The 18,661-nt window shown below is 49.7% G+C and carries 19 protein-coding genes; all 19 read left to right on the forward strand.

Going from position 1 to position 18,661, the window contains the following annotated elements:
- The first annotated feature begins 94 nt into the window (after positions 1-94).
- Entirely contained in the window at positions 95-562 is a 468-nt protein-coding gene (rimP, locus tag NSU00_RS06285; protein WP_013859128.1) for a ribosome maturation factor RimP, read from the forward strand.
- A 42-nt stretch (positions 563-604) separates the two neighbouring features.
- A complete protein-coding gene (nusA, locus tag NSU00_RS06290) occupies positions 605-1,804 on the forward strand; it encodes a transcription termination factor NusA (protein ID WP_013859129.1) in 1,200 nt (399 codons plus the stop codon).
- A gap of 12 nt (positions 1,805-1,816) precedes the next feature.
- Positions 1,817-2,110, forward strand: a complete 294-nt coding sequence (gene rnpM / locus NSU00_RS06295; RefSeq protein ID WP_019721108.1) for an RNase P modulator RnpM — start codon at positions 1,817-1,819, stop codon at positions 2,108-2,110.
- A complete protein-coding gene (locus NSU00_RS06300; protein WP_013859131.1) occupies positions 2,107-2,415 on the forward strand; it encodes a YlxQ family RNA-binding protein in 309 nt (102 codons plus the stop codon). Before rnpM ends, NSU00_RS06300 begins: the two co-directional genes overlap by 4 nt.
- Positions 2,416-2,429: 14 nt before the next feature.
- On the forward strand, positions 2,430-4,874 hold the full coding sequence (gene infB, locus NSU00_RS06305; protein WP_340703545.1) for a translation initiation factor IF-2: 2,445 nt from the start codon (positions 2,430-2,432) through the stop codon (positions 4,872-4,874).
- Positions 4,871-5,149 (forward strand): DUF503 domain-containing protein, encoded by a 279-nt coding sequence (locus tag NSU00_RS06310; protein WP_013859134.1) that lies wholly within the window; start codon positions 4,871-4,873, stop codon positions 5,147-5,149. The genes infB and NSU00_RS06310 overlap by 4 nt, the downstream gene beginning before the upstream one ends.
- Before the next feature lie 14 nt (positions 5,150-5,163).
- The gene (gene rbfA, locus NSU00_RS06315; RefSeq protein ID WP_013859135.1) at positions 5,164-5,511 is read left to right on the forward strand and encodes a 30S ribosome-binding factor RbfA; all 348 of its coding nucleotides are present in this window, start codon (positions 5,164-5,166) and stop codon (positions 5,509-5,511) included.
- Positions 5,512-5,603: 92 nt separating this feature from the next.
- Positions 5,604-6,506, forward strand: coding sequence for a tRNA pseudouridine(55) synthase TruB (gene truB, locus NSU00_RS06320; protein ID WP_013859136.1), 903 nt, complete (start codon positions 5,604-5,606; stop codon positions 6,504-6,506).
- A 67-nt stretch (positions 6,507-6,573) separates the two neighbouring features.
- Entirely contained in the window at positions 6,574-7,536 is a 963-nt protein-coding gene (gene ribF, locus NSU00_RS06325) for a bifunctional riboflavin kinase/FAD synthetase (protein ID WP_019721110.1), read from the forward strand.
- Positions 7,537-7,648: 112 nt separating this feature from the next.
- Entirely contained in the window at positions 7,649-7,918 is a 270-nt protein-coding gene (gene rpsO, locus NSU00_RS06330) for a 30S ribosomal protein S15 (protein ID WP_017554502.1), read from the forward strand.
- A 231-nt stretch (positions 7,919-8,149) separates the two neighbouring features.
- A complete protein-coding gene (gene pnp, locus NSU00_RS06335; protein ID WP_013859139.1) occupies positions 8,150-10,264 on the forward strand; it encodes a polyribonucleotide nucleotidyltransferase in 2,115 nt (704 codons plus the stop codon).
- Positions 10,264-11,370, forward strand: a complete 1,107-nt coding sequence (locus tag NSU00_RS06340) for a polysaccharide deacetylase family protein (protein ID WP_195850479.1) — start codon at positions 10,264-10,266, stop codon at positions 11,368-11,370. The genes pnp and NSU00_RS06340 overlap by 1 nt, the downstream gene beginning before the upstream one ends.
- Positions 11,371-11,395: 25 nt before the next feature.
- Positions 11,396-12,634, forward strand: a complete 1,239-nt coding sequence (locus NSU00_RS06345) for a M16 family metallopeptidase (protein ID WP_061566944.1) — start codon at positions 11,396-11,398, stop codon at positions 12,632-12,634.
- Between the two features lie 66 nt (positions 12,635-12,700).
- Entirely contained in the window at positions 12,701-12,946 is a 246-nt protein-coding gene (locus NSU00_RS06350; RefSeq protein ID WP_017554506.1) for a YlmC/YmxH family sporulation protein, read from the forward strand.
- 119 nt (positions 12,947-13,065) lie between these two features.
- On the forward strand, positions 13,066-13,974 hold the full coding sequence (dpaA, locus tag NSU00_RS06355; RefSeq protein WP_258433328.1) for a dipicolinic acid synthetase subunit A: 909 nt from the start codon (positions 13,066-13,068) through the stop codon (positions 13,972-13,974).
- Positions 13,965-14,570: a dipicolinate synthase subunit B gene (locus NSU00_RS06360; protein WP_013859144.1), complete on the forward strand. Its 606-nt coding sequence runs from the start codon at positions 13,965-13,967 to the stop codon at positions 14,568-14,570. Before dpaA ends, NSU00_RS06360 begins: the two co-directional genes overlap by 10 nt.
- 104 nt (positions 14,571-14,674) lie before the next feature.
- Positions 14,675-15,721 carry an aspartate-semialdehyde dehydrogenase gene (locus NSU00_RS06365; RefSeq protein WP_340703546.1) on the forward strand — a complete coding sequence of 349 codons (1,047 nt, stop codon included), beginning with the start codon at positions 14,675-14,677 and terminating at the stop codon, positions 15,719-15,721.
- A 284-nt stretch (positions 15,722-16,005) separates the two neighbouring features.
- On the forward strand, positions 16,006-17,250 hold the full coding sequence (gene dapG, locus NSU00_RS06370; protein ID WP_340703547.1) for an aspartate kinase: 1,245 nt from the start codon (positions 16,006-16,008) through the stop codon (positions 17,248-17,250).
- A gap of 72 nt (positions 17,251-17,322) precedes the next feature.
- The gene (gene dapA / locus NSU00_RS06375; RefSeq protein WP_340703548.1) at positions 17,323-18,195 is read left to right on the forward strand and encodes a 4-hydroxy-tetrahydrodipicolinate synthase; all 873 of its coding nucleotides are present in this window, start codon (positions 17,323-17,325) and stop codon (positions 18,193-18,195) included.
- Positions 18,196-18,661 lie beyond the last annotated feature (466 nt).

An 18,661-nucleotide genomic window follows, 5' to 3' on the forward strand; every position in this document is an offset into this window, starting at 1 on the left:
TTTATGGAAATACTACGGATAAACGCTCGTGCGAAAGAGTGGGGCCATCACCCCGCTCTTTCGTGTTTTAAATCGGATTTTTGAGGAGGTCAGCATGAGTAAAGTCGTTGAAGTGGTGGAACAACTGGCATCCCCGGTTGTGGAAGGGCTCGGCCTTGAACTTGTTGATATCGAATACGTCAAAGAAGGAAAAAACTGGTTTCTTCGCGTGTATATTGACAAGGAAAACGGGGTCGATATCGAAGAATGCGGGCTCGTCAGCGAACGGCTCGGGGAAAAGCTCGATGAAGCGGACCCGATTCCCCATAATTATTTCCTTGAGGTTTCCTCTCCGGGTGCGGAACGCCCGTTAAAAAAAGCGCGTGATTTTGAACGTGCTGTCGGCCGGACCGTCCTCGTGAAAACGTATGAACCGCTTGACGGGGAGAAAACGTTCCAGGGAAAATTGATTGCTTTTCACAACGGGTACTTAACATTAGAATGTAAAGTGAAAACGAAGAAAATCGAGAAGGAAATTCCGTATGACAAAGTTGCCAACGCACGGCTTGCCGTTGAATTTTAAAAATGCATCATTTTTCAAAAAATGAAGGGGGATCCAATTTCCATGAGCTCAGAACTGGTAGATGCGCTTACGATACTCGAAAAAGAAAAAGGAATTTCGCGGGATGTGCTCGTTGAAGCCATCGAAGCCGCGCTTGTATCGGCATACCGCCGCAATTTTAACCAGGCACAGAATGTAAGGACGGATTTAAATCTGGCGAACGGGACGATCCGTGTATTCGCACGCAAAGACGTGGTTGAGGAAGTATTTGACCCGCGCCTTGAAATCTCGCTTGAAGATGCCCAGAAAATCAATCCGTCTTATGAAATCGGCGATGTTGTCGAATTGGAAGTCACGCCGAAAGATTTTGGCCGGATCGCCGCACAGACAGCGAAACAGGTTGTCACGCAGCGCGTCCGGGAAGCGGAACGGGGAATCATTTACAATGAATTCATCGACCGTGAAGACGAGGTCATGACCGGGATTGTGCAGCGGAAAGATCCGCGTTTTACGTATGTCAGCCTCGGAAAAACAGAAGCGCTGCTACCGCCGGGGGAACAATCCCCGAATGAAACGTATAACCCGCATGACCGGATTAAGGTCTACATTACAAAAGTGGAACGGACAACAAAGGGGCCGCAAATTTTTGTCTCGCGCACCCATCCCGGCCTTTTAAAACGGCTGTTTGAACTTGAAGTGCCGGAAATATACGATGGCATCGTGGAAATCCGTTCGATCGCCCGCGAAGCAGGGGACCGTTCGAAAATTTCGGTTTACACTGACCGCCCGGAAGTTGATCCTGTCGGCGCATGCGTCGGGCCTAAAGGGCAACGCGTCCAGGCGATTGTAAATGAACTACACGGGGAAAAGATTGATATTGTAAAATGGTCGGATGATCCGTCTAAATTTGTAGCAAACGCGTTAAGCCCTGCAAAAGTGCTTGATGTGCTTGTTGATGAAAATAATAAGGCTACAACGGTCATCGTTCCGGATTACCAGTTGTCGCTTGCAATCGGGAAACGCGGCCAAAACGCCCGGCTTGCCGCGAAACTCACAGGCTGGAAAATTGATATTAAGAGCGAAACGGATGCAAGGGGTTTAGGCATTTATCCTCGTTCTGAAACTGCCGGTGATATCGACGGAGAAGGACCGGAGCTTTTTGAAGATGGCGATCCAGGCCGTACTCCCGAAGCACTGGCCGTACCGGATGCGAAAGAAGCGGATCTGCCTGAAAACGGCGGGAAAGATGAAGAGATCGAATAAGGAGTGGGGCTGATGGCGACACGTAAGAAAATTCCAATGAGAAAATGCGTGGCAACGGGAGAAATGAAACCAAAAAAAGAAATGGTCCGTATCGTCCGTTCCAAGGAAGGCGATGTTTCGATTGACCCGACCGGGAAAAAGTCAGGAAGAGGCGCCTATCTTTCAAAAGACGAGGAAGCGGTGCTTTTGGCAAAGAAAAAAGATATTCTCTCATCCCATCTTGGTGCCGCTATAGACGATGCTTTTTACGATGAAATCATGGCGTTTATTCAAAAGGAAAAAAAGGAGAATAAACAAAAATCATGAACGGGAAGCAGGCAATGTCCCTTTTAGGCCTTGCGTTCAAGGCAGGAAAGATTGTTTCGGGAGAGGAGCCTGTCCTGAAAGAAATCCGGGCAGGCCAGGCAAAACTTGTATTGCTTTCAAAAGATGCCTCATCCAATACGTCAAAAAAGATGTTAGACAAATGCCGTTTCTATCATGTGCCTGTCCGGTGGATAGAGACGAGGGAAATGCTAGGAAAAGCCATTGGGAAAGAGGCGAGAGTCGCAGTTGCAGTAAGTGACCGCGGATTTGCGGAAAAACTTGCTGAACTGCTCGATGAATCATAGGTGGGGGTGACGACATGAGCAAAATACGTGTTTACGAATATGCGAAAGCTCATCATACATCAAGCAAGGAAATTATCACGAAACTAAAACAAATGAATATAGAGGTATCCAATCATATGTCAATGATCGATGGGGAAACAGTAAGGAAGCTGGATTCGGTTTACAGCGGCAACAAACAGCAAGATGGCAAGAAAAACGGGCAAAACGGTCCGTCCGGAAAAGAAAGAAGTACCAGGACCGCAAATGGGGACCAGCAAGGAAACAAACCTGAAAACCGCACCCGGCACGAAAACCAGAAGCAAAATCGCGGAACCGGCGAGAACCGGGCAAACGGAAACGGCCAAAACAGCAAAAACCAAGGGAACAGTGGAAACAGCAGAAATAATAGCAATAACCGTGCTGGCGGCAGCAACCGCAGCGATGGGAGGAGCGGAACGGGCGGCAATAACCGCAAGGGCGGCAACAACCGGAATAACGGGAACGGCCAGGCCGCAAGTAATAACCGGAATAACGGAAACAGCCAGGCCGCAAGCAACAACCGGAATAGCGGGAACAGCGGAAACAGCCGGAGCAACGGGAATAACCGAAACGGCGGCAACGGAAACCGCGGCAACAATGGACGGCCGTTCAACAAACAAAAGAAAAATAACCGGAAAAATAAAAACTTCAAACCGCAGCCGCAACCGGTCCAAAAGGTAAAAGAACTGCCTGAAAAAATTACGTTCACAGAATCGCTGACCGTTGCGGAACTTGCGAAGAAGCTCTACAGGGAACCTTCCGAAATCATTAAAAAACTGTTCCTGCTCGGCGTTGTGGCAACGATCAACCAGCAGCTTGACAAAGATGCCATTGAACTGATTGCTTCGGAATACGGTGTTGAAGTGGAAGAAGAAGTGATCGTTGACCAGACGGATCTGGAAACGTATTTTACGGAAGACCGTGAAGAAGACCTCGAAGTCCGCCCGCCGGTTGTCACCATTATGGGCCATGTTGACCATGGGAAAACGACAACGCTCGATTTCATCCGCCATACAAAAGTCACCGCCGGAGAAGCAGGCGGGATTACCCAGCATATCGGTGCATACCAGGTGAAAGTAGGCGGCAAAAAGATTACATTTTTAGACACCCCGGGGCATGAAGCATTTACAACGATGCGTGCGCGGGGGGCGCAGGTGACGGACATTACCGTGCTTGTTGTCGCGGCGGATGACGGCGTGAAGCCGCAAACAGTGGAAGCCATTAACCACGCAAAAGCAGCCGGCGTGCCGATCATTGTTGCGGTCAATAAAATTGATAAACCGACAGCGAACCCCGAACGGGTCATGCAGGAACTGACGGAATACAATCTGGTTCCGGAAGACTGGGGTGGGGATACGATTTTTGTCCCGATTTCCGCGCTAACCGGCGAAGGGATTGACAATCTGCTTGAAATGATTTTGCTTGTCAGCGAAGTGGAAGAACTGAAAGCAAACCCGAACCGCCGCGCACTCGGCTCGGTCATTGAAGCGCGCCTCGATAAGGGCAGGGGCCCGGTTGCCACTTTGCTCGTGCAAAACGGCACCTTGCGCATCGGCGACCCGATTGTCGTCGGCCACACTTACGGGCGCGTCCGTGCGATGGTCAATGATCTTGGCCGCCGCGTAAAAGAAGCAGGGCCGTCCACGCCTGTTGAAATTACCGGTTTAAATGATGTGCCGGAAGCCGGCGACCGTTTTGTTGTCTTTGAAGATGAGAAAACAGCCCGCCAGGTCGGGGAAGCACGGAAACAACAGGCTGTCCAGGCGCACCGCAACGAAACCGCGCGTGTCAGCCTCGACACGCTGTTTGAGCAAATGAAGCACGGGGAAATGAAAGAATTAAATGTGATTGTCAAAGCGGATGTGCAAGGTTCCGTGGAAGCATTGACCGACGCTTTGCAAAAGATTGATGTGGAGGGCGTCAACATTAACGTCATCCATACAGGCGTCGGCGCCATTAATGAATCCGATGTGACGCTTGCTTCCGCTTCCAATGCGATTATTATCGGCTTTAACGTCCGCCCGGATAACAACGCCAAACGCGCAGCCGAAACGGAAAAAGTGGATATCCGCCTGCACCGCATCATCTATAAAGCGATCGAAGAAATTGAATCTGCGATGAAAGGCATGCTTGATCCGGAATACAAAGAAAAAATCATCGGCCAGGTTGAAGTGCGGCAGACATTTAAAGTATCACGGATCGGCACGATTGCGGGCGGCTATGTCACAGACGGAAAAATCACCCGTGACAGCGGTGTGCGCGTCATCCGTGACGGCGTGGTCATTTATGAAGGTGTAATTGATACGCTGAAACGCTATAAAGATGACGTGAAAGAAGTCAACCAGGGATATGAATGCGGGATTACGATTAAAAACTTTAATGACATCAAAGAAGGAGATGTCATTGAGTCCTTTATCATGGAGGAAATTGAAAGAGCATGATTGGGAGCGCCCGTTGCGAATTCCGCATTTACGATGCCCGTTCATTGAAAGAAAAAAGGGCAGTGCTGCAAAGAATATTGACGCGGCTGAAGCAAAAATATAATGTTGCAGCCGGTGAAATGGATTTCCAGGATATCTGGCAGCGGACCCTCGTTGAAGTCGTGACCGTTGCTTCGAGCCGGGCGGCGGCTGAAAGAGAATTGCAGCGGGCAATTCAGTTTCTGGATTCCTTTCCTGAATGGGAACGGCTTGAAACAAATATTGAATGGCTATAAATGAGGTGTGAGTGATGAATCTTCGTGCAAACAGGGTTGGCGAGCAAATGAAAAAAGAGCTGAGCGACATTATCGGACGAAAACTGAAAGATCCGCGTGTCGGCTTTGTCACTGTAACCGATGTGGAAGTAACAGGCGATCTTCAGCAGGCAAAAGTGTATCTGACCGTCCTTGGCGATGAGGAACAAAAGAAAGACACTCTTGACGGCCTGGAAAAAGCGAAAGGCTTTATCCGCTCGGAAGTTGGCAAAAGAATCCGGCTCCGCAAAACACCTGAACTGATTTTTGAAATCGATGAATCCATCGAATACGGCAACCGCATTGAGACGCTGATAAAAAAAATCCATGACACGGATGAATGAATGTTTCAGGAAACTGATCGGGGCCGGGACACGGTCCGGTCAGTTTCCTTTTTTAGGGTGATTTTATTGGATTTGCGAAAGGAAGTGGCGCCATGGATGGTATTTTACCGCTCTGGAAACCGGCGGGGATGACCTCCCATGACTGTGTTTTTAAAATCCGGAAGCTTTTCGGCACAAAAAAAGCAGGCCATACCGGCACGCTTGATCCGGATGTGGAAGGGGTGCTCCCGGTTTGCATCGGGCGTGCGACAAAGATTGCCGAATATCTTCAGGATGCCGGCAAAACTTACGAAGGCGAAGCAACGATCGGGGTTTCAACGACGACAGAGGATGCTTCCGGCGACATCATTGAAAAAAAAGAAATTGGCCGGCCGATCAGCCGGGAAGAAATTTTAGCCGCACTCGCTTCGCTTACCGGGCATATTACCCAAATCCCGCCGATGTTTTCCGCCGTCAAAGTGAACGGGAGAAGGCTGTATGAATATGCGCGGGCGGGCATCGAAGTGGAACGCCCTAAAAGGGATGTGGAAATCTACAGCCTTGAACTATTGGACGGGCGGGAATGTTTTGAAGGGCCGGTTGTATCGTTCCGTTTCCGCGCTTCATGCAGCAAAGGGACGTATATCCGCACGCTTGCTGTTATGATCGGGGAAAAGCTCGGCTATCCCGCACATATGTCCAATCTTACAAGAACGGAAGCCGGCGGTTTTTCAAAGGAACAATGCGCCACATTTCAGGAGATCGAAAAAGCCGTGGAAACAGGCATCAAGGAAAGCCTGCTCTTCCCGCTGGAGGCCGGGATCCGCCATTTGCCGAAATGGGAAATTAGTGATACATTAGCAGAGAAAGTAAAGAACGGTGCCGTGTTGAAAAAACCGGAGACTTGGCCGGAAACGGGAGACAGGCTTGCTGTCTTTTTCCGCGGAAAAATGCTCGCGGTATACGTGGCGTATCCCGGCCGGCCCGGCTTTATCAAACCGGCGAAAGTGTTGTAAAAAGCCTTCCGGGTATAAAACGGGAAGGCGGCTGCTTCAATTTGTAAAAGGGAAAAGGTGAGAAATTTTGAAAACTATAACGGTCCATCATCCCCATTCCTTTAAGCCCGGCGATTTTCCGCCGCTTGCCATCGCATTGGGTTATTTTGACGGCATCCATCTCGGGCATCAGAAAGTGATCAAAACAGCCCGCGGGATCGCTGAAAAAAACGGATGGAAGAGTGCCGTCATGACATTTGAACCCCATCCTTCCGTTGTACTGGGAAAGAAAAAGGATGGCATTGAACTGATTACACCGCTTGAAGACAAGATCAAGCTAATCGAAAAACTGGGCGTCGATTACCTGTTTGTCGTCCGTTTTACCTCCCGTTTTGCATCTCTTTTGCCGCAGCAATTTGTCGACCAGTATCTGGCCGCACTCGGCGTGAAACATGTTGTTGCCGGTTTCGATTATACATACGGCAAATTTGGGAAAGGCAATATGGAGAATCTCCCTGAATATGCAAACGGCAGGTTCGGGATTACGGTGATCGAAAAACTGGCCCTTGAAAATACCGGGGAAAAAGTCAGCTCCACCCTGATCCGGTCAAAAATCAGGGAAGGAAAAGTCGGGGAAGTGAAGCCGCTGCTCGGGCGCGATTACGAGATCAAAGGCATCGTCGTCCATGGCGAAAAACGGGGCCGGCAGCTCGGATTCCCGACGGCAAATCTACAGCTCACCGCGCCGTATATGCTGCCGCCGAACGGGGTATACATTGTGCAAATGAAAGTCGCAGATACATGGCATAACGGCTTATGCAGCGTCGGCTACAATCCTACGTTTAAAAATCCGGAAGAATATGAAAAAACGACAGAAGTATATCTGCTTGATTTTTCCGACACCATTTACGGGGAAGAAGTAGTTGTCAAATGGCTTGCGCGCATCCGCGAAGAGAAAAAGTTCGCCCGCGTTGAGGACTTGATTGAAGAAATGAAACGGGATGAAACGGCGGCAAGGCGTTACTTTGAAAAACAGGGAACTGCCACTTGAGTTTTATGCGAAAAAGTAGTATTCTATTACAGTACCGGAACCTGTGCTTGGCAGCGCGACTCACCGACGCCTGCTCGGCAACAGGGGATAGGAAACAGAGGAGGTGAACAGGATGGCGATTTCAAAAGAACGTAAAAATGAAATCATCAACCAATTTAAAATCCACGAGAACGATACCGGTTCTCCGGAAGTGCAAATTGCTGTATTGACAGAAGAAATCAACAAATTGAACGATCATTTGCGTGTCCATAAAAAAGACCACCATTCACGCCGCGGCTTGATGAAAATGGTAGGGAAACGGCGTAATTTGTTGACCTATCTGCGCAATAAAGATGTGCATCGTTACCGTGAATTGATTAACCGGCTGGGCTTGCGCCGATAAAAAAATGCAGAATGCAAAAAGCGGGAGTATTCCCGCTTTTTTGCAATGTGTTTTTCTTCCCTCAAATTTTGGGACAGATGTATTTCAAATTGCCGCCGGGTTTCCCGTACTGCCCCGGCGCGGCTTGTACATACATAGCAAACGGTTGGTTCGTTTTTGAATCATTACCCGCGCTTATCTTTTCATGAATGTGAAACAATATATGCAAAAAGAAAGGAGATTTTGATCTGTATGGTACAGGATAAACATACCTATACGATAGATTGGGCCGGCCGCCCGCTCACCGTGGAAATCGGTCAGCTCGCAAAACAGGCAAACGGTGCTGCGCTCGTCCGTTACGGCGAAACGGCTGTCCTCAGTACAGCAACCGCTTCTAAAGAACCGAAAAATGTGGACTTTTTTCCACTGACCGTAAATTATGAGGAACGGCTTTACGCTGTCGGGAAAATTCCGGGCGGTTTTATCAAAAGAGAAGGGCGCCCGAGCGAAAAAGCCATTTTGTCAAGCCGGCTGATTGACAGGCCGATCCGCCCGCTCTTTGCCGACGGCTTCCGCAATGAAGTGCAGGTCGTCAGCATGGTCATGAGCGTCGACCAGGACTGCACGCCGGAAATGGCAGCAATGCTCGGGTCTTCGCTTGCGCTTTCCGTCTCCGATATTCCGTTTGAAGGCCCGATTGCCGGCGTCATCGTCGGAAGGGTGGACGGCAAGTTCCTCATTAACCCGACTGTGGAACAGATGGAAAAAAGCGATATCCATTTAACCGTCGCAGGCACAAAAGACGCCATTAATATGGTCGAAGCGGGCGCGAAAGAAGTGCCGGAAGAAGTGATGCTTGAAGCGATTATGTTCGGGCATGAGGAAATCAAGCGCCTGATTGCTTTCCAGGAAAAAATTGTGGCTGAGATCGGGAAAGAGAAAATGGCTGTCGAATTGTTCGAACTCGACGAAGAACTGGTGGAAAAAGTCAGCGGCATGTGCCGGGATGAGATGATCGAAGCCATCCAGGTCCATGAAAAGAAAGCGCGCGAAGAAGCGATCAGAAAAGTGGGCGATGAGGTGCTCACCCGGTTTGAAGCGGAAGAAGCCGATGAAGAAACGGTCAAGCAGGTTAAACAAATTTTGCACGATATTGAAAAAGAAGAAGTCCGCAAGCTGATTACAGTCGATAAAATCCGCCCGGACGGCCGCAAAATCGATGAAATCCGGCCGCTTTCCTCCGAAGTCGGGGTTTTGCCACGCACGCACGGTTCCGGGTTGTTTACCCGCGGGCAAACACAGGCTTTAAGCATTTGTACGTTAGGCGCTTTAGGCGATGTGCAAATTTTGGACGGGCTCGGCATTGAAGAGTCGAAACGGTTTATGCACCATTACAATTTCCCTTCGTTCAGCGTCGGGGAAACCGGGCCGATGAGAGGGCCGGGCCGCCGCGAAATCGGGCACGGGGCACTGGGCGAGCGTGCGCTGGAACCGGTCATTCCGGATGAAAAAGAATTTCCGTACACGATCCGACTTGTATCCGAGGTGCTCGAATCGAACGGATCCACTTCACAGGCAAGCATTTGCGCTTCCACCCTTGCGATGATGGATGCCGGCATTCCGATTAAAGCGCCGGTTGCCGGGATTGCGATGGGACTTGTGAAATCCGGTGAACATTATACGATTTTAACCGATATCCAGGGCATGGAAGACCATCTCGGCGATATGGACTTTAAAGTGGCCGGCACATCCAAAGGCGTCACCGCGCTGCAAATGGATATTAAAATTGCAGGGCTGTCGAGGGAGATACTGGAAGAGGCGCTGCAGCAGGCGAGAAAGGGCAGAATGCAGATTCTCGACCATATGATGTCGACGATTTCGAAAACACGCGACCATTTGTCCGTTTATGCGCCGAAGATTTTAACCATGACAATCCATCCGGATAAAATCCGCGACGTCATCGGGCCAAGCGGCAAACAAATCAATAAAATCATTGACGAAACCGGCGTGAAAATTGACATTGAACAGGACGGCACCATCTTTATTTCTTCGACGGACGAAGACGCAAACAACAAAGCGAAGCAATTGATTGAAGATATCGTCCGGGAAGTCGAAGTCGGCAAGGTTTACCTCGGCAAAGTCAAACGGATCGAAAAATTCGGCGCTTTTGTGGAAATCTTTAACGGCAAAGACGGCCTCGTCCACATTTCCGAGCTCGCCGAAGAACGCGTCCGGAAAGTCGAAGATGTTGTCAAGATCGGCGATGAAATTCTGGTCAAGGTGACGGATATTGACAGCCACGGGCGCATCAACCTTTCCCGCAAAGCCGTTTTAAAGGAGCAGCAAAAAAAAGAAAATAAATCGTGATGAAAGTCAGGGAGTCCTGGCTTTTTTTATTTGTCCCGCGCGCCCGTTCTATGCCCCTTCCCCATTTCATACTTTTTTTAAAGAAGGGGGAAAATAACGTGAATAAAGCAAAACGCTTGATTGCGCTTGGCTTGATTGCTATTCTAGCATTGTTGCTTGCGGGAAATCCGCTTTCCGCCCGGTATTTAAGGGAGCGGGCCGCTTTTAGCACACAAGAGAACGAGCTTCAGGAAAAAATTGAACAGGCTGCAAAACGATTTTACCGCCCGCCGGAAAATGCCCGGATTGACAGGGTTTGGAAGGCGGTCCCCGGCTACAATGGGGTGGAAGTGGATCAAAAAGCTTCTTACTTGAAAATGAAACAGGACGGCCGTTATGACGAACGCAAACTGGTGTTTAAACAAATTCCCCCTGCCGTCCACCTTGGAGATCTGGATCCGGCCCCTGTCTATACGGGAAATCCGGATAAACCAATGGTTGCTTTTTTAATCAATGTCGCATGGGGAAATGAATATTTGCCGGATATGCTAAAAACTTTAAAAAAACATCATCTTCATGCTACCTTTTTCTTAGAGGGGCGATGGGCAAAAGAAAACCCTGAGCTTGCCCGCATGATTGTAAGCGGCGGGCATGAAACCGGGAACCATTCCTATACCCACCCCGATTTTAGCACTTTGCCGGAATCAAAGATCAAAAGCCAGCTGGTGAAGACAAACCGGGTGCTTGAAGCGATTACGGAAGAAAAAGTGAAGTGGTTTGCCCCGCCGAGCGGCAGTTACCGGGATGAAGCGGTAAGCATCGCAAAATCAATGGGAATGGAAACGATCATGTGGACGGTCGATACGGTCGACTGGCAGAACCCCTCCCCAGGGGCGATTGTAGAGCGCGTAATCGCAAAAGCACAGGGCGGTTCGCTTATTTTAATGCATCCGACCGCTTCCACAGCAAAAGCATTGGAACCGTTGATTGTCAGGCTGGAAAAGAAAAATTTACAAATCGGGACCGTTTCAAAATTGCTCGATGAGGAAAGAATCATTAAAAATGAGGACGGAACGTTTTTAGACAGCGAAAAGGATCCCGCTGATACAAAAGACGGCACAGAGTGAAATGAGACTTTCGAGGAGGCACAACATGATACAAAAATATACTTGCAATAACGGCTTAAGGATTGTACTGGAAGAAATTCCAACTGTCCGTTCGGTTGCGATCGGCATTTGGATCGGCACCGGTTCGAGAAATGAAAATGAAAAAAACAACGGCATTTCCCATTTTCTTGAGCATATGTTTTTCAAAGGGACAGAAAAAAGGAGCGCAAAAGACATTGCCGAGGCCTTTGATGCCATTGGCGGCCAGGTGAATGCTTTTACGTCGAAAGAATATACATGCTTTTATGCGAAAGTGCTCGACACGCACGCGCCGCTCGCGCTTGACATTCTGTCGGACATGTTTTTCCACTCCACTTTTTCAGAAGAAGAAATGGAACGGGAAAAAAGCGTTGTCAATGAAGAAATCAAAATGTATGAAGATACGCCGGACGATATTGTCCACGATTTGCTTGGCAAGGCCATTTATGAAAACCATCCGCTCGGCTATCCGATTTTAGGGACGGAAGAAACGCTTGCATCGTTTACGAGCGACGATCTCCATCAGTATGTATATGATATGTATACCCCTGACCGCGTTGTCGTCTCCGTTGCCGGCAATGTGCCGCCGTCTTTCGTAAGGGAGATTGAAGCCTTGTTCGGCTCCTATGAAGGCGGGAAGGCAGAGACGGGCGGCGAAACGGCCGTTTTTCATAAGAATGACCTTGCACGCAAAAAAGAAACAGAACAGGCCCATCTCTGCCTCGGATTTGAGGGGAAGAAAATCGGCAGTGACAATATTTATGAGCTGATTGTCCTGAATAATATATTAGGCGGCAGCATGTCCTCCCGCCTTTTCCAAAATGTGCGGGAACAGCGGGGGCTTGCATATTCGGTGTATTCCTACCATACCGCCTATAAGGACAGCGGCATTTTAACGATTTACGGCGGAACGGGCGCCTCCCAATTGGACGAGCTGTTTGAGACGGTACAGGAGACGCTGCAGACGCTGAAAGCAAAAGGGGTAACAGAAAAAGAAGTGCGAAACTGCAAAGAACAGTTAAAAGGGAGCCTCATGCTCAGCCTGGAGAGCACAAACAGCCGCATGAGCCGGAACGGAAAGAACGAACTGCTGTTAAAGAAGCACCGTTCGCTTGATGAAATGCTCGAGGAAATCGACCGCGTCACCGTGGAAAAAGTCAATGCCTGTGCGCGGGAGATTTTCTCCAAACCGTATTCGGCCTCTTTAATCAGCCCGGACGGAAAATTGCCGGAGCGGTTGTCTTAAAAACGGCATATCTTTTCCATCCCCCGCATAAAATGGAATCAGTCCATGAGAGAAAGAAGGGGGAATATGCGGCTCAGCGAACTCAGCGGAAAAGAAATGGTCGATTTTAAAAAAGCGGAACGGCTCGGGGTATTGGGCTCCACGGACCTTGAAATTGATGAAGCGAGCGGAAAAGTGGAGGCCCTGATCATCCCGGTCGGAAGGCGGTTTAAAAAACAGGCGAACGAGATCCGTGTCCCGTGGAACCGGATCAGAACGATTGGTGCCGATATGATGATTTTGGAAGTGCCTGAAAACCAGTACAGCTATTAAAAAGGCAAAGAAGCATGCCGGGTGCCCCGGCATTTTTCTTTGCCTTTTTTCACAAAAAACATGCTGCCGCCATAAGATATGGGGAATCCCCCATGCACATGGAAAAGAAGGTGAGGCATTTGTTGACCGGCGTCCAAATTGCCATCATAGGCGGAGATGCACGCCAGCTGGAAGTGATCCGGAAACTTGCGGATCTCGATGCGAAAATTTCATTGATCGGATTTGAACAGCTCGATTTTGTGTATTCCGGCGTCACGAAAGAAAAATTTAAAGATATCCGGTTTTCGGAAATGGATTGCGTCATTTTGCCGATTACCGGGACAGCGGACGACGGGAAAATCGATTTGATTTTTTCGAACGAAGAAGTTGTGCTGACCGGTGATATGCTGGCTGAAACGCCGCCTTATTTTACGATCTATACCGGCATCAGCAATCCGTATTTGGAACAAATTGCTAAAAAAGCGGGCCGCCGCCTTGTGAAACTATTCGAGCGGGACGATGTGGCAATCTATAATTCGATTCCGACCGTCGAAGGAACGATCATGATGGCCATTCAGAACACGGAATTTACGATTCACGGCTCAAATGTTGCCGTCCTCGGCCTTGGCAGGGTGGGAATGAGCGTTGCCCGGGCTTTCCGCCATCTCGGCGCGAAGGTGAAAGTCGGCGCGAGAAAAAGCGAACATCTTGCGAGGATAACGGAGATGGGGCTTGTGCCTTTTCATTTAAACGATCTTGAACAGGAAGTAAAAGACATTGACATCTGCATTAATACGGTTCCGCACCTGATTGTGAACGCATCCGTTATCCAAAAGATGCCTTCGCATACGCTCATTCTGGATATTGCTTCCAAACCGGGCGGAACGGATTTCCGGTATGCCGAAAAGCGCGGCATTAAAGCGATGCTGGCGCCGAGCCTGCCTGGCATTGTCGCGCCGAAAACAGCCGGGCGGATACTCGGGAATGTGCTCGGCCGGCTGATTGAAGAAGACGTTTTAAAAAGAAAGGGGTCATCGCCATGGATGTAAAGGGAAAAAGAATCGGCTTCGGCTTAACCGGCTCCCATTGCACTTATGCGGCCGTTTTTCCTGAAATCGAAAAGCTCGTGGCATTGGGGGCGGAAGTCATCCCGGTGGTCACGCACACGGTGAAAACGACGGATACAAGATTCGGCAAAGGCTCAGAATGGGTGGAAAAAATTGAAAAATGCACCGGGCAAAAAGCGATTGATTCGATTGTCGAGGCCGAGCCGCTCGGGCCAACCCTCCCGCTTGACTGCATGGTGATTGCGCCCCTGACCGGATTTACGATGAGCAAACTGGCGAACGCGCTCACGGATTCCCCGGTGCTGATGGCCGCCAAAGCGACGCTCCGCAATTTGAAACCGGTTGTGCTCGGCATTTCGACCAATGATGCGCTCGGATTAAACGGCGTGAATTTGATGCGGCTGATGGCAACAAAAAACATTTATTTTATTCCGTACGGGCAGGACGACCCGGACAACAAACCAAATTCAATGGTGGCGAGAATGACTGCCCTTGCCGATACGGTTTCGCTTGCACTCGAGGGGAAACAAATCCAGCCTGTCATTGTCGAACGTTTCCGCGACGGAAAATCGCCTTGAAAACGATTTAAAATTAAAAAAATACACACGGTGCCGGAAGACTTGTGATACAATAATAGCTATAAAAATGAATTTGGTTTTGGAATTGGAAGGGGAATACGCCAATGGCAAACACATCAGGTTATCACGTAGCCGTTGTCGGGGCAACCGGCGCTGTCGGCCAGCAAATGATTAAAACTTTGGTAAACCGCAAATTTCCGTATAACAAATTGACGCTGCTGTCATCTTCGCGTTCCGCCGGCAAAAAAATAACGGTAAACGGGGAAGAAATCACGGTCCGGGAAGCGGTGCCGGAAAGCTTTGAAGGCGTGGATATCGCCCTTTTCAGCGCAGGCGGGGGCGTGTCGAAAAAGTTTGTGCCGGAAGCGGTGAAACGCGGGGCAATTGTAATCGATAATACGAGCGCCTTCCGCATGGACCCGGAAGTGCCGCTTGTGGTCCCGGAAGTAAACGAAGAAGACATTCAAAAACATAACGGCATTATCGCCAATCCGAACTGTTCGACGATCCAGATGGTTGTTGCGTTGGAACCCGTCCGCAAAAATTTCGGCCTGAAGCGGGTGCTCGTTTCCACATACCAGGCTGTCTCCGGTTCGGGCGCGGCTGCCATCCGGGAGCTGAACGACGAGACGAAGGCGCTCATTGAAGGGCGGGCTTACGAGCCGCAGGTACTGCCGGTAAAGGGCGACAAGAAGCATTACCAGATTGCGTTTAATGCCATCCCGCAAATCGATGTGTTTACGGACAACGGCTTTACATTTGAAGAAATGAAAATGATCAATGAAACGAAAAAAATCATGCATATGCCGGAATTAAAAGTTTCCGCCACATGCGTCCGGATTCCTGTTGCAACCGGCCACTCGGAATCTGTTTATTTTGAAACCGAAAAGGGCGGCACAAGTGCCGGGCAGATCCGGGAAGTGCTCGCGTCTGCGCCCGGTGTTGTGCTGGAAGATCGCCCCGAAGAACAGATTTACCCGATGGCTGTCAATGCGGTCGGCAAGTATGACACTTTTGTCGGGCGGATCCGCAAAGACCCGGATGAAGACAACGGATTCCATATGTGGGTTGTTTCCGATAATTTGCTGAAAGGCGCTGCCTCAAATTCCATCCAGATTGCGGAAAGCCTGATTAGGATGGGGCTCATCTGATTGAGGGGGCAATTTAGGCTGACCTTTTTGCAATATTGGTGATAAGATATAGGGAAAGCGAAGTTTATGCCGGAATCCGGTAATCGGAGAAGGTTCCATTTCCCGATATATTTTATGGACACGTATGCCAAAAAATATGCCGCGGCTTTTTCCGGCCGGGAAGGGAACGGTTTAAAAACGGCCGGCCCTTTAAACATGGCTTTGGCAAAAAACCGGCCGGCAAAGCCCGCTCGTTACCGGAATCACTGTTCTTATTTATTAGTTTATAACAGAGGTGTTCTTCATTGAAAATCGTTGTCCAAAAATTCGGCGGCACATCCGTACGGGATCATGATGCAAGAATGCATGCCAAACATCATGTAGAAAAAGCACTGGAAGAAGGCTATAAGGTGGTTGCCGTCGTTTCGGCGATGGGTCGCAAAGGGGAACCGTATGCAACCGATACGCTCCTGTCGCTCGTTGGTGGGTCCGAAACCTGTTTAAGCAGACGCGAGCAGGATTTGCTGTTGTCAACCGGCGAAATTATCTCCAGCCTTGTGTTTGCCAATATGTTAAACGCGCACGGCATCAGCGCTTGCGCCCTGACCGGCGCGCAAGCCGGTTTCCGCACGAACGCGGAGCATACCAATGCGAAAATTACGGACATGAAGTGCGACCGCGTCCTGCGTGAACTGAAACTGCACGATGTTGTCGTGGTTGCAGGATTTCAGGGGGCCGCAAAAAACGGGGACGTAACCACGCTCGGGCGCGGGGGCAGCGACACATCCGCTGCAGCGCTCGGTGCTGCGCTTCAAGCGGAGTGGATTGATATTTTTACCGATGTGGAAGGCATCATGACAGCTGACCCGCGGATTGCCGAAAATGCGCGGAAGCTTCAGGTGGTCACGTATAACGAGGTCTGCAATATGGCTTACCAGGGTGCAAAAGTGATCCACCCGCGCGCCGTTGAAATCGCGATGCAGTCAAAAGTGCCAATCCGCATCCGGTCCACTTATTCCGACGATATCGGTACGCTTGTCACATCTTTAAGCCACCGCCAGAAACTCGGGACCGATATAAAAGAACGCACCGTTACCGGGATTGCGCATGTACCGAATGTTTCGCAGATCAAAGTATATGCAAAAGACGGGCAGTATGATTTGCAGACGGTTGTGTTTAAAGCGATGGCAGCTGAAAATATCAGTGTCGATTTTATCAATATTTCCCCGACAAGCGTTGTCTACACGGTTTCCGGAGAAGTGGCAAACCGGGCTGAAGCAGTGCTGAAAAAACTGGGGCATGAACCGGCAATTGAACGGAACTGCGCCAAAGTATCAATTGTCGGCGCCGGGATTGCGGGCGTGCCGGGCATTACGTATAAAATCGTGTCGGCGCTTTCCGAAAAAGGGATCCGGATTTTACAGTCTGCTGACAGCCACACGACCATCTGGGTGCTGGTGAAGCAGGAAGATCTCGTTACAGCGGTCAATGCCCTTCATGATGCCTTTAGTTTAGAAAGCGAAACGGAAACGTATGATATTCATGCGTAAAAAATGAAAGATTTTCTGCCGGGTGTTTTTATTTTTCATCTTGCAAAACCCGGCAGGATGAGGAGTGTAAGTATGAGTCGTTTCGGAAAAGTTTCAACGGCAATGGTGACGCCTTTTGACCATAAAGGGAATCTAGATTTGCAAAAGGTGGCAAAGCTGGTTGATTATTTAATTGAAAACGGGACAGAATCTTTGGTCGTTGCGGGAACAACGGGGGAATCCCCGACACTTTCGCCTGAAGAAAAAACCGCGCTGTTCAAGCAGGTTGTGAAAACGTCAAACGGGCGGGTGCCGGTCATTGCTGGAACAGGGAGCAATAACACGTATGCTTCGATCGAATTGACGAAGCGTGCGGAATCATGCGGCGTTGATGCCGTCATGGCTGTCGGTCCGTATTACAACAAACCGAACCAGGCCGGCATGTATGCCCATTTCAAGGCGATTGCGGAATTCACCAGCCTCCCGGTTGTCATTTATAATATCCCGGGCCGGTCGGCTGTCAATATTGAACCGGAAACGATCATCGAACTTTCCAAAATCCCGAATATTGTTGCGGTAAAAGAAGCAAGCGGGAATTTGGATGCGATGGCGCAAATCATTGCCCGTACGCCGGATGATTTTGAATTATACTGCGGGGATGACGGCCTGACGATTCCCGTGCTTTCAATCGGCGGGGCGGGTGTGATTTCGGTTGCTTCCCATGTTGCCGGCCCGGCCATACAGGAAATGGTGCAAGCCTTTTTTGCTGGGGATGTAACAAAAGCGGCAAGGCTGCACCAAAAGCTGCTTCCATTAATGCGCGGTTTGTTTATGGCGCCTAATCCGGCACCGGTCAAAACCGCTTTGCAATTAAAAGGGATGGATGCCGGCGGCGTCCGCCTCCCACTCGTTCCGTTGACAAAAGAAGAACGGGAAACCATTCACCACCTGCTTGGCGATCTTTAAGCAAAAAAAACGGCCCTTCCGGAAAAACGGACAGGGTCGTTTTTTTGCTTAAGCGGGTTTTGAAGAAAGCCCCCATGCCGGCTCCAGGAAAAAAAGCAGGCCCTCTCCCGCCAATCTGCTGGCAAACAGCAGATTGGCGGAAATAGGCAGCATTTGTCGATGGAAATATCACGCTCTCTTCATTGACCGGATATACCCTTTTCGGTTAAGCTATACATAAGAGAAAGGAACGGACAGCAATTTATTTTTACAGGCTCGGAAAGTCTTTTTCGATAGAACCGGGACGGTGCAAGTGGACGTGCGGGCGCCTGGTGCCAGGCATGGCGTTTTAAAAGGGATGCGGCGGAAGAGCCGGCCGCTTATTTTTTATGCCGGGAACTTGGATATGCGTAAGGCCGTATCGGATGGAATCCGGCAACCCCTTGCGATCTATCAAAAAGAAACGTGATTCCTGCTCTAGAATTTC

Source organism: Weizmannia sp. FSL W8-0401 (assembly GCF_038009125.1).
GTDB lineage: Bacteria > Bacillota > Bacilli > Bacillales > Bacillaceae_C > Weizmannia > Weizmannia coagulans.

Bases quoted from the DNA above. Each gene is read 5' to 3' on its own strand.
- rimP (WP_013859128.1), top strand. From the start codon at position 95: ATGAGTAAAGTCGTTGAAGTGGTGGAACAACTGGCATCCCCGGTTGTG.
- nusA (WP_013859129.1), top strand. From the start codon at position 605: ATGAGCTCAGAACTGGTAGATGCGCTTACGATACTCGAAAAAGAAAAA.
- rnpM (WP_019721108.1), top strand. From the start codon at position 1,817: ATGGCGACACGTAAGAAAATTCCAATGAGAAAATGCGTGGCAACGGGA.
- NSU00_RS06300 (WP_013859131.1), top strand. From the start codon at position 2,107: ATGAACGGGAAGCAGGCAATGTCCCTTTTAGGCCTTGCGTTCAAGGCA.
- infB (WP_340703545.1), top strand. From the start codon at position 2,430: ATGAGCAAAATACGTGTTTACGAATATGCGAAAGCTCATCATACATCA.
- NSU00_RS06310 (WP_013859134.1), top strand. From the start codon at position 4,871: ATGATTGGGAGCGCCCGTTGCGAATTCCGCATTTACGATGCCCGTTCA.
- rbfA (WP_013859135.1), top strand. From the start codon at position 5,164: ATGAATCTTCGTGCAAACAGGGTTGGCGAGCAAATGAAAAAAGAGCTG.
- truB (WP_013859136.1), top strand. From the start codon at position 5,604: ATGGATGGTATTTTACCGCTCTGGAAACCGGCGGGGATGACCTCCCAT.
- rpsO (WP_017554502.1), top strand. From the start codon at position 7,649: ATGGCGATTTCAAAAGAACGTAAAAATGAAATCATCAACCAATTTAAA.
- pnp (WP_013859139.1), top strand. From the start codon at position 8,150: ATGGTACAGGATAAACATACCTATACGATAGATTGGGCCGGCCGCCCG.
- NSU00_RS06340 (WP_195850479.1), top strand. From the start codon at position 10,264: ATGAAAGTCAGGGAGTCCTGGCTTTTTTTATTTGTCCCGCGCGCCCGT.
- NSU00_RS06345 (WP_061566944.1), top strand. From the start codon at position 11,396: ATGATACAAAAATATACTTGCAATAACGGCTTAAGGATTGTACTGGAA.
- NSU00_RS06350 (WP_017554506.1), top strand. From the start codon at position 12,701: ATGCGGCTCAGCGAACTCAGCGGAAAAGAAATGGTCGATTTTAAAAAA.
- NSU00_RS06360 (WP_013859144.1), top strand. From the start codon at position 13,965: ATGGATGTAAAGGGAAAAAGAATCGGCTTCGGCTTAACCGGCTCCCAT.
- NSU00_RS06365 (WP_340703546.1), top strand. From the start codon at position 14,675: ATGGCAAACACATCAGGTTATCACGTAGCCGTTGTCGGGGCAACCGGC.
- dapA (WP_340703548.1), top strand. From the start codon at position 17,323: ATGAGTCGTTTCGGAAAAGTTTCAACGGCAATGGTGACGCCTTTTGAC.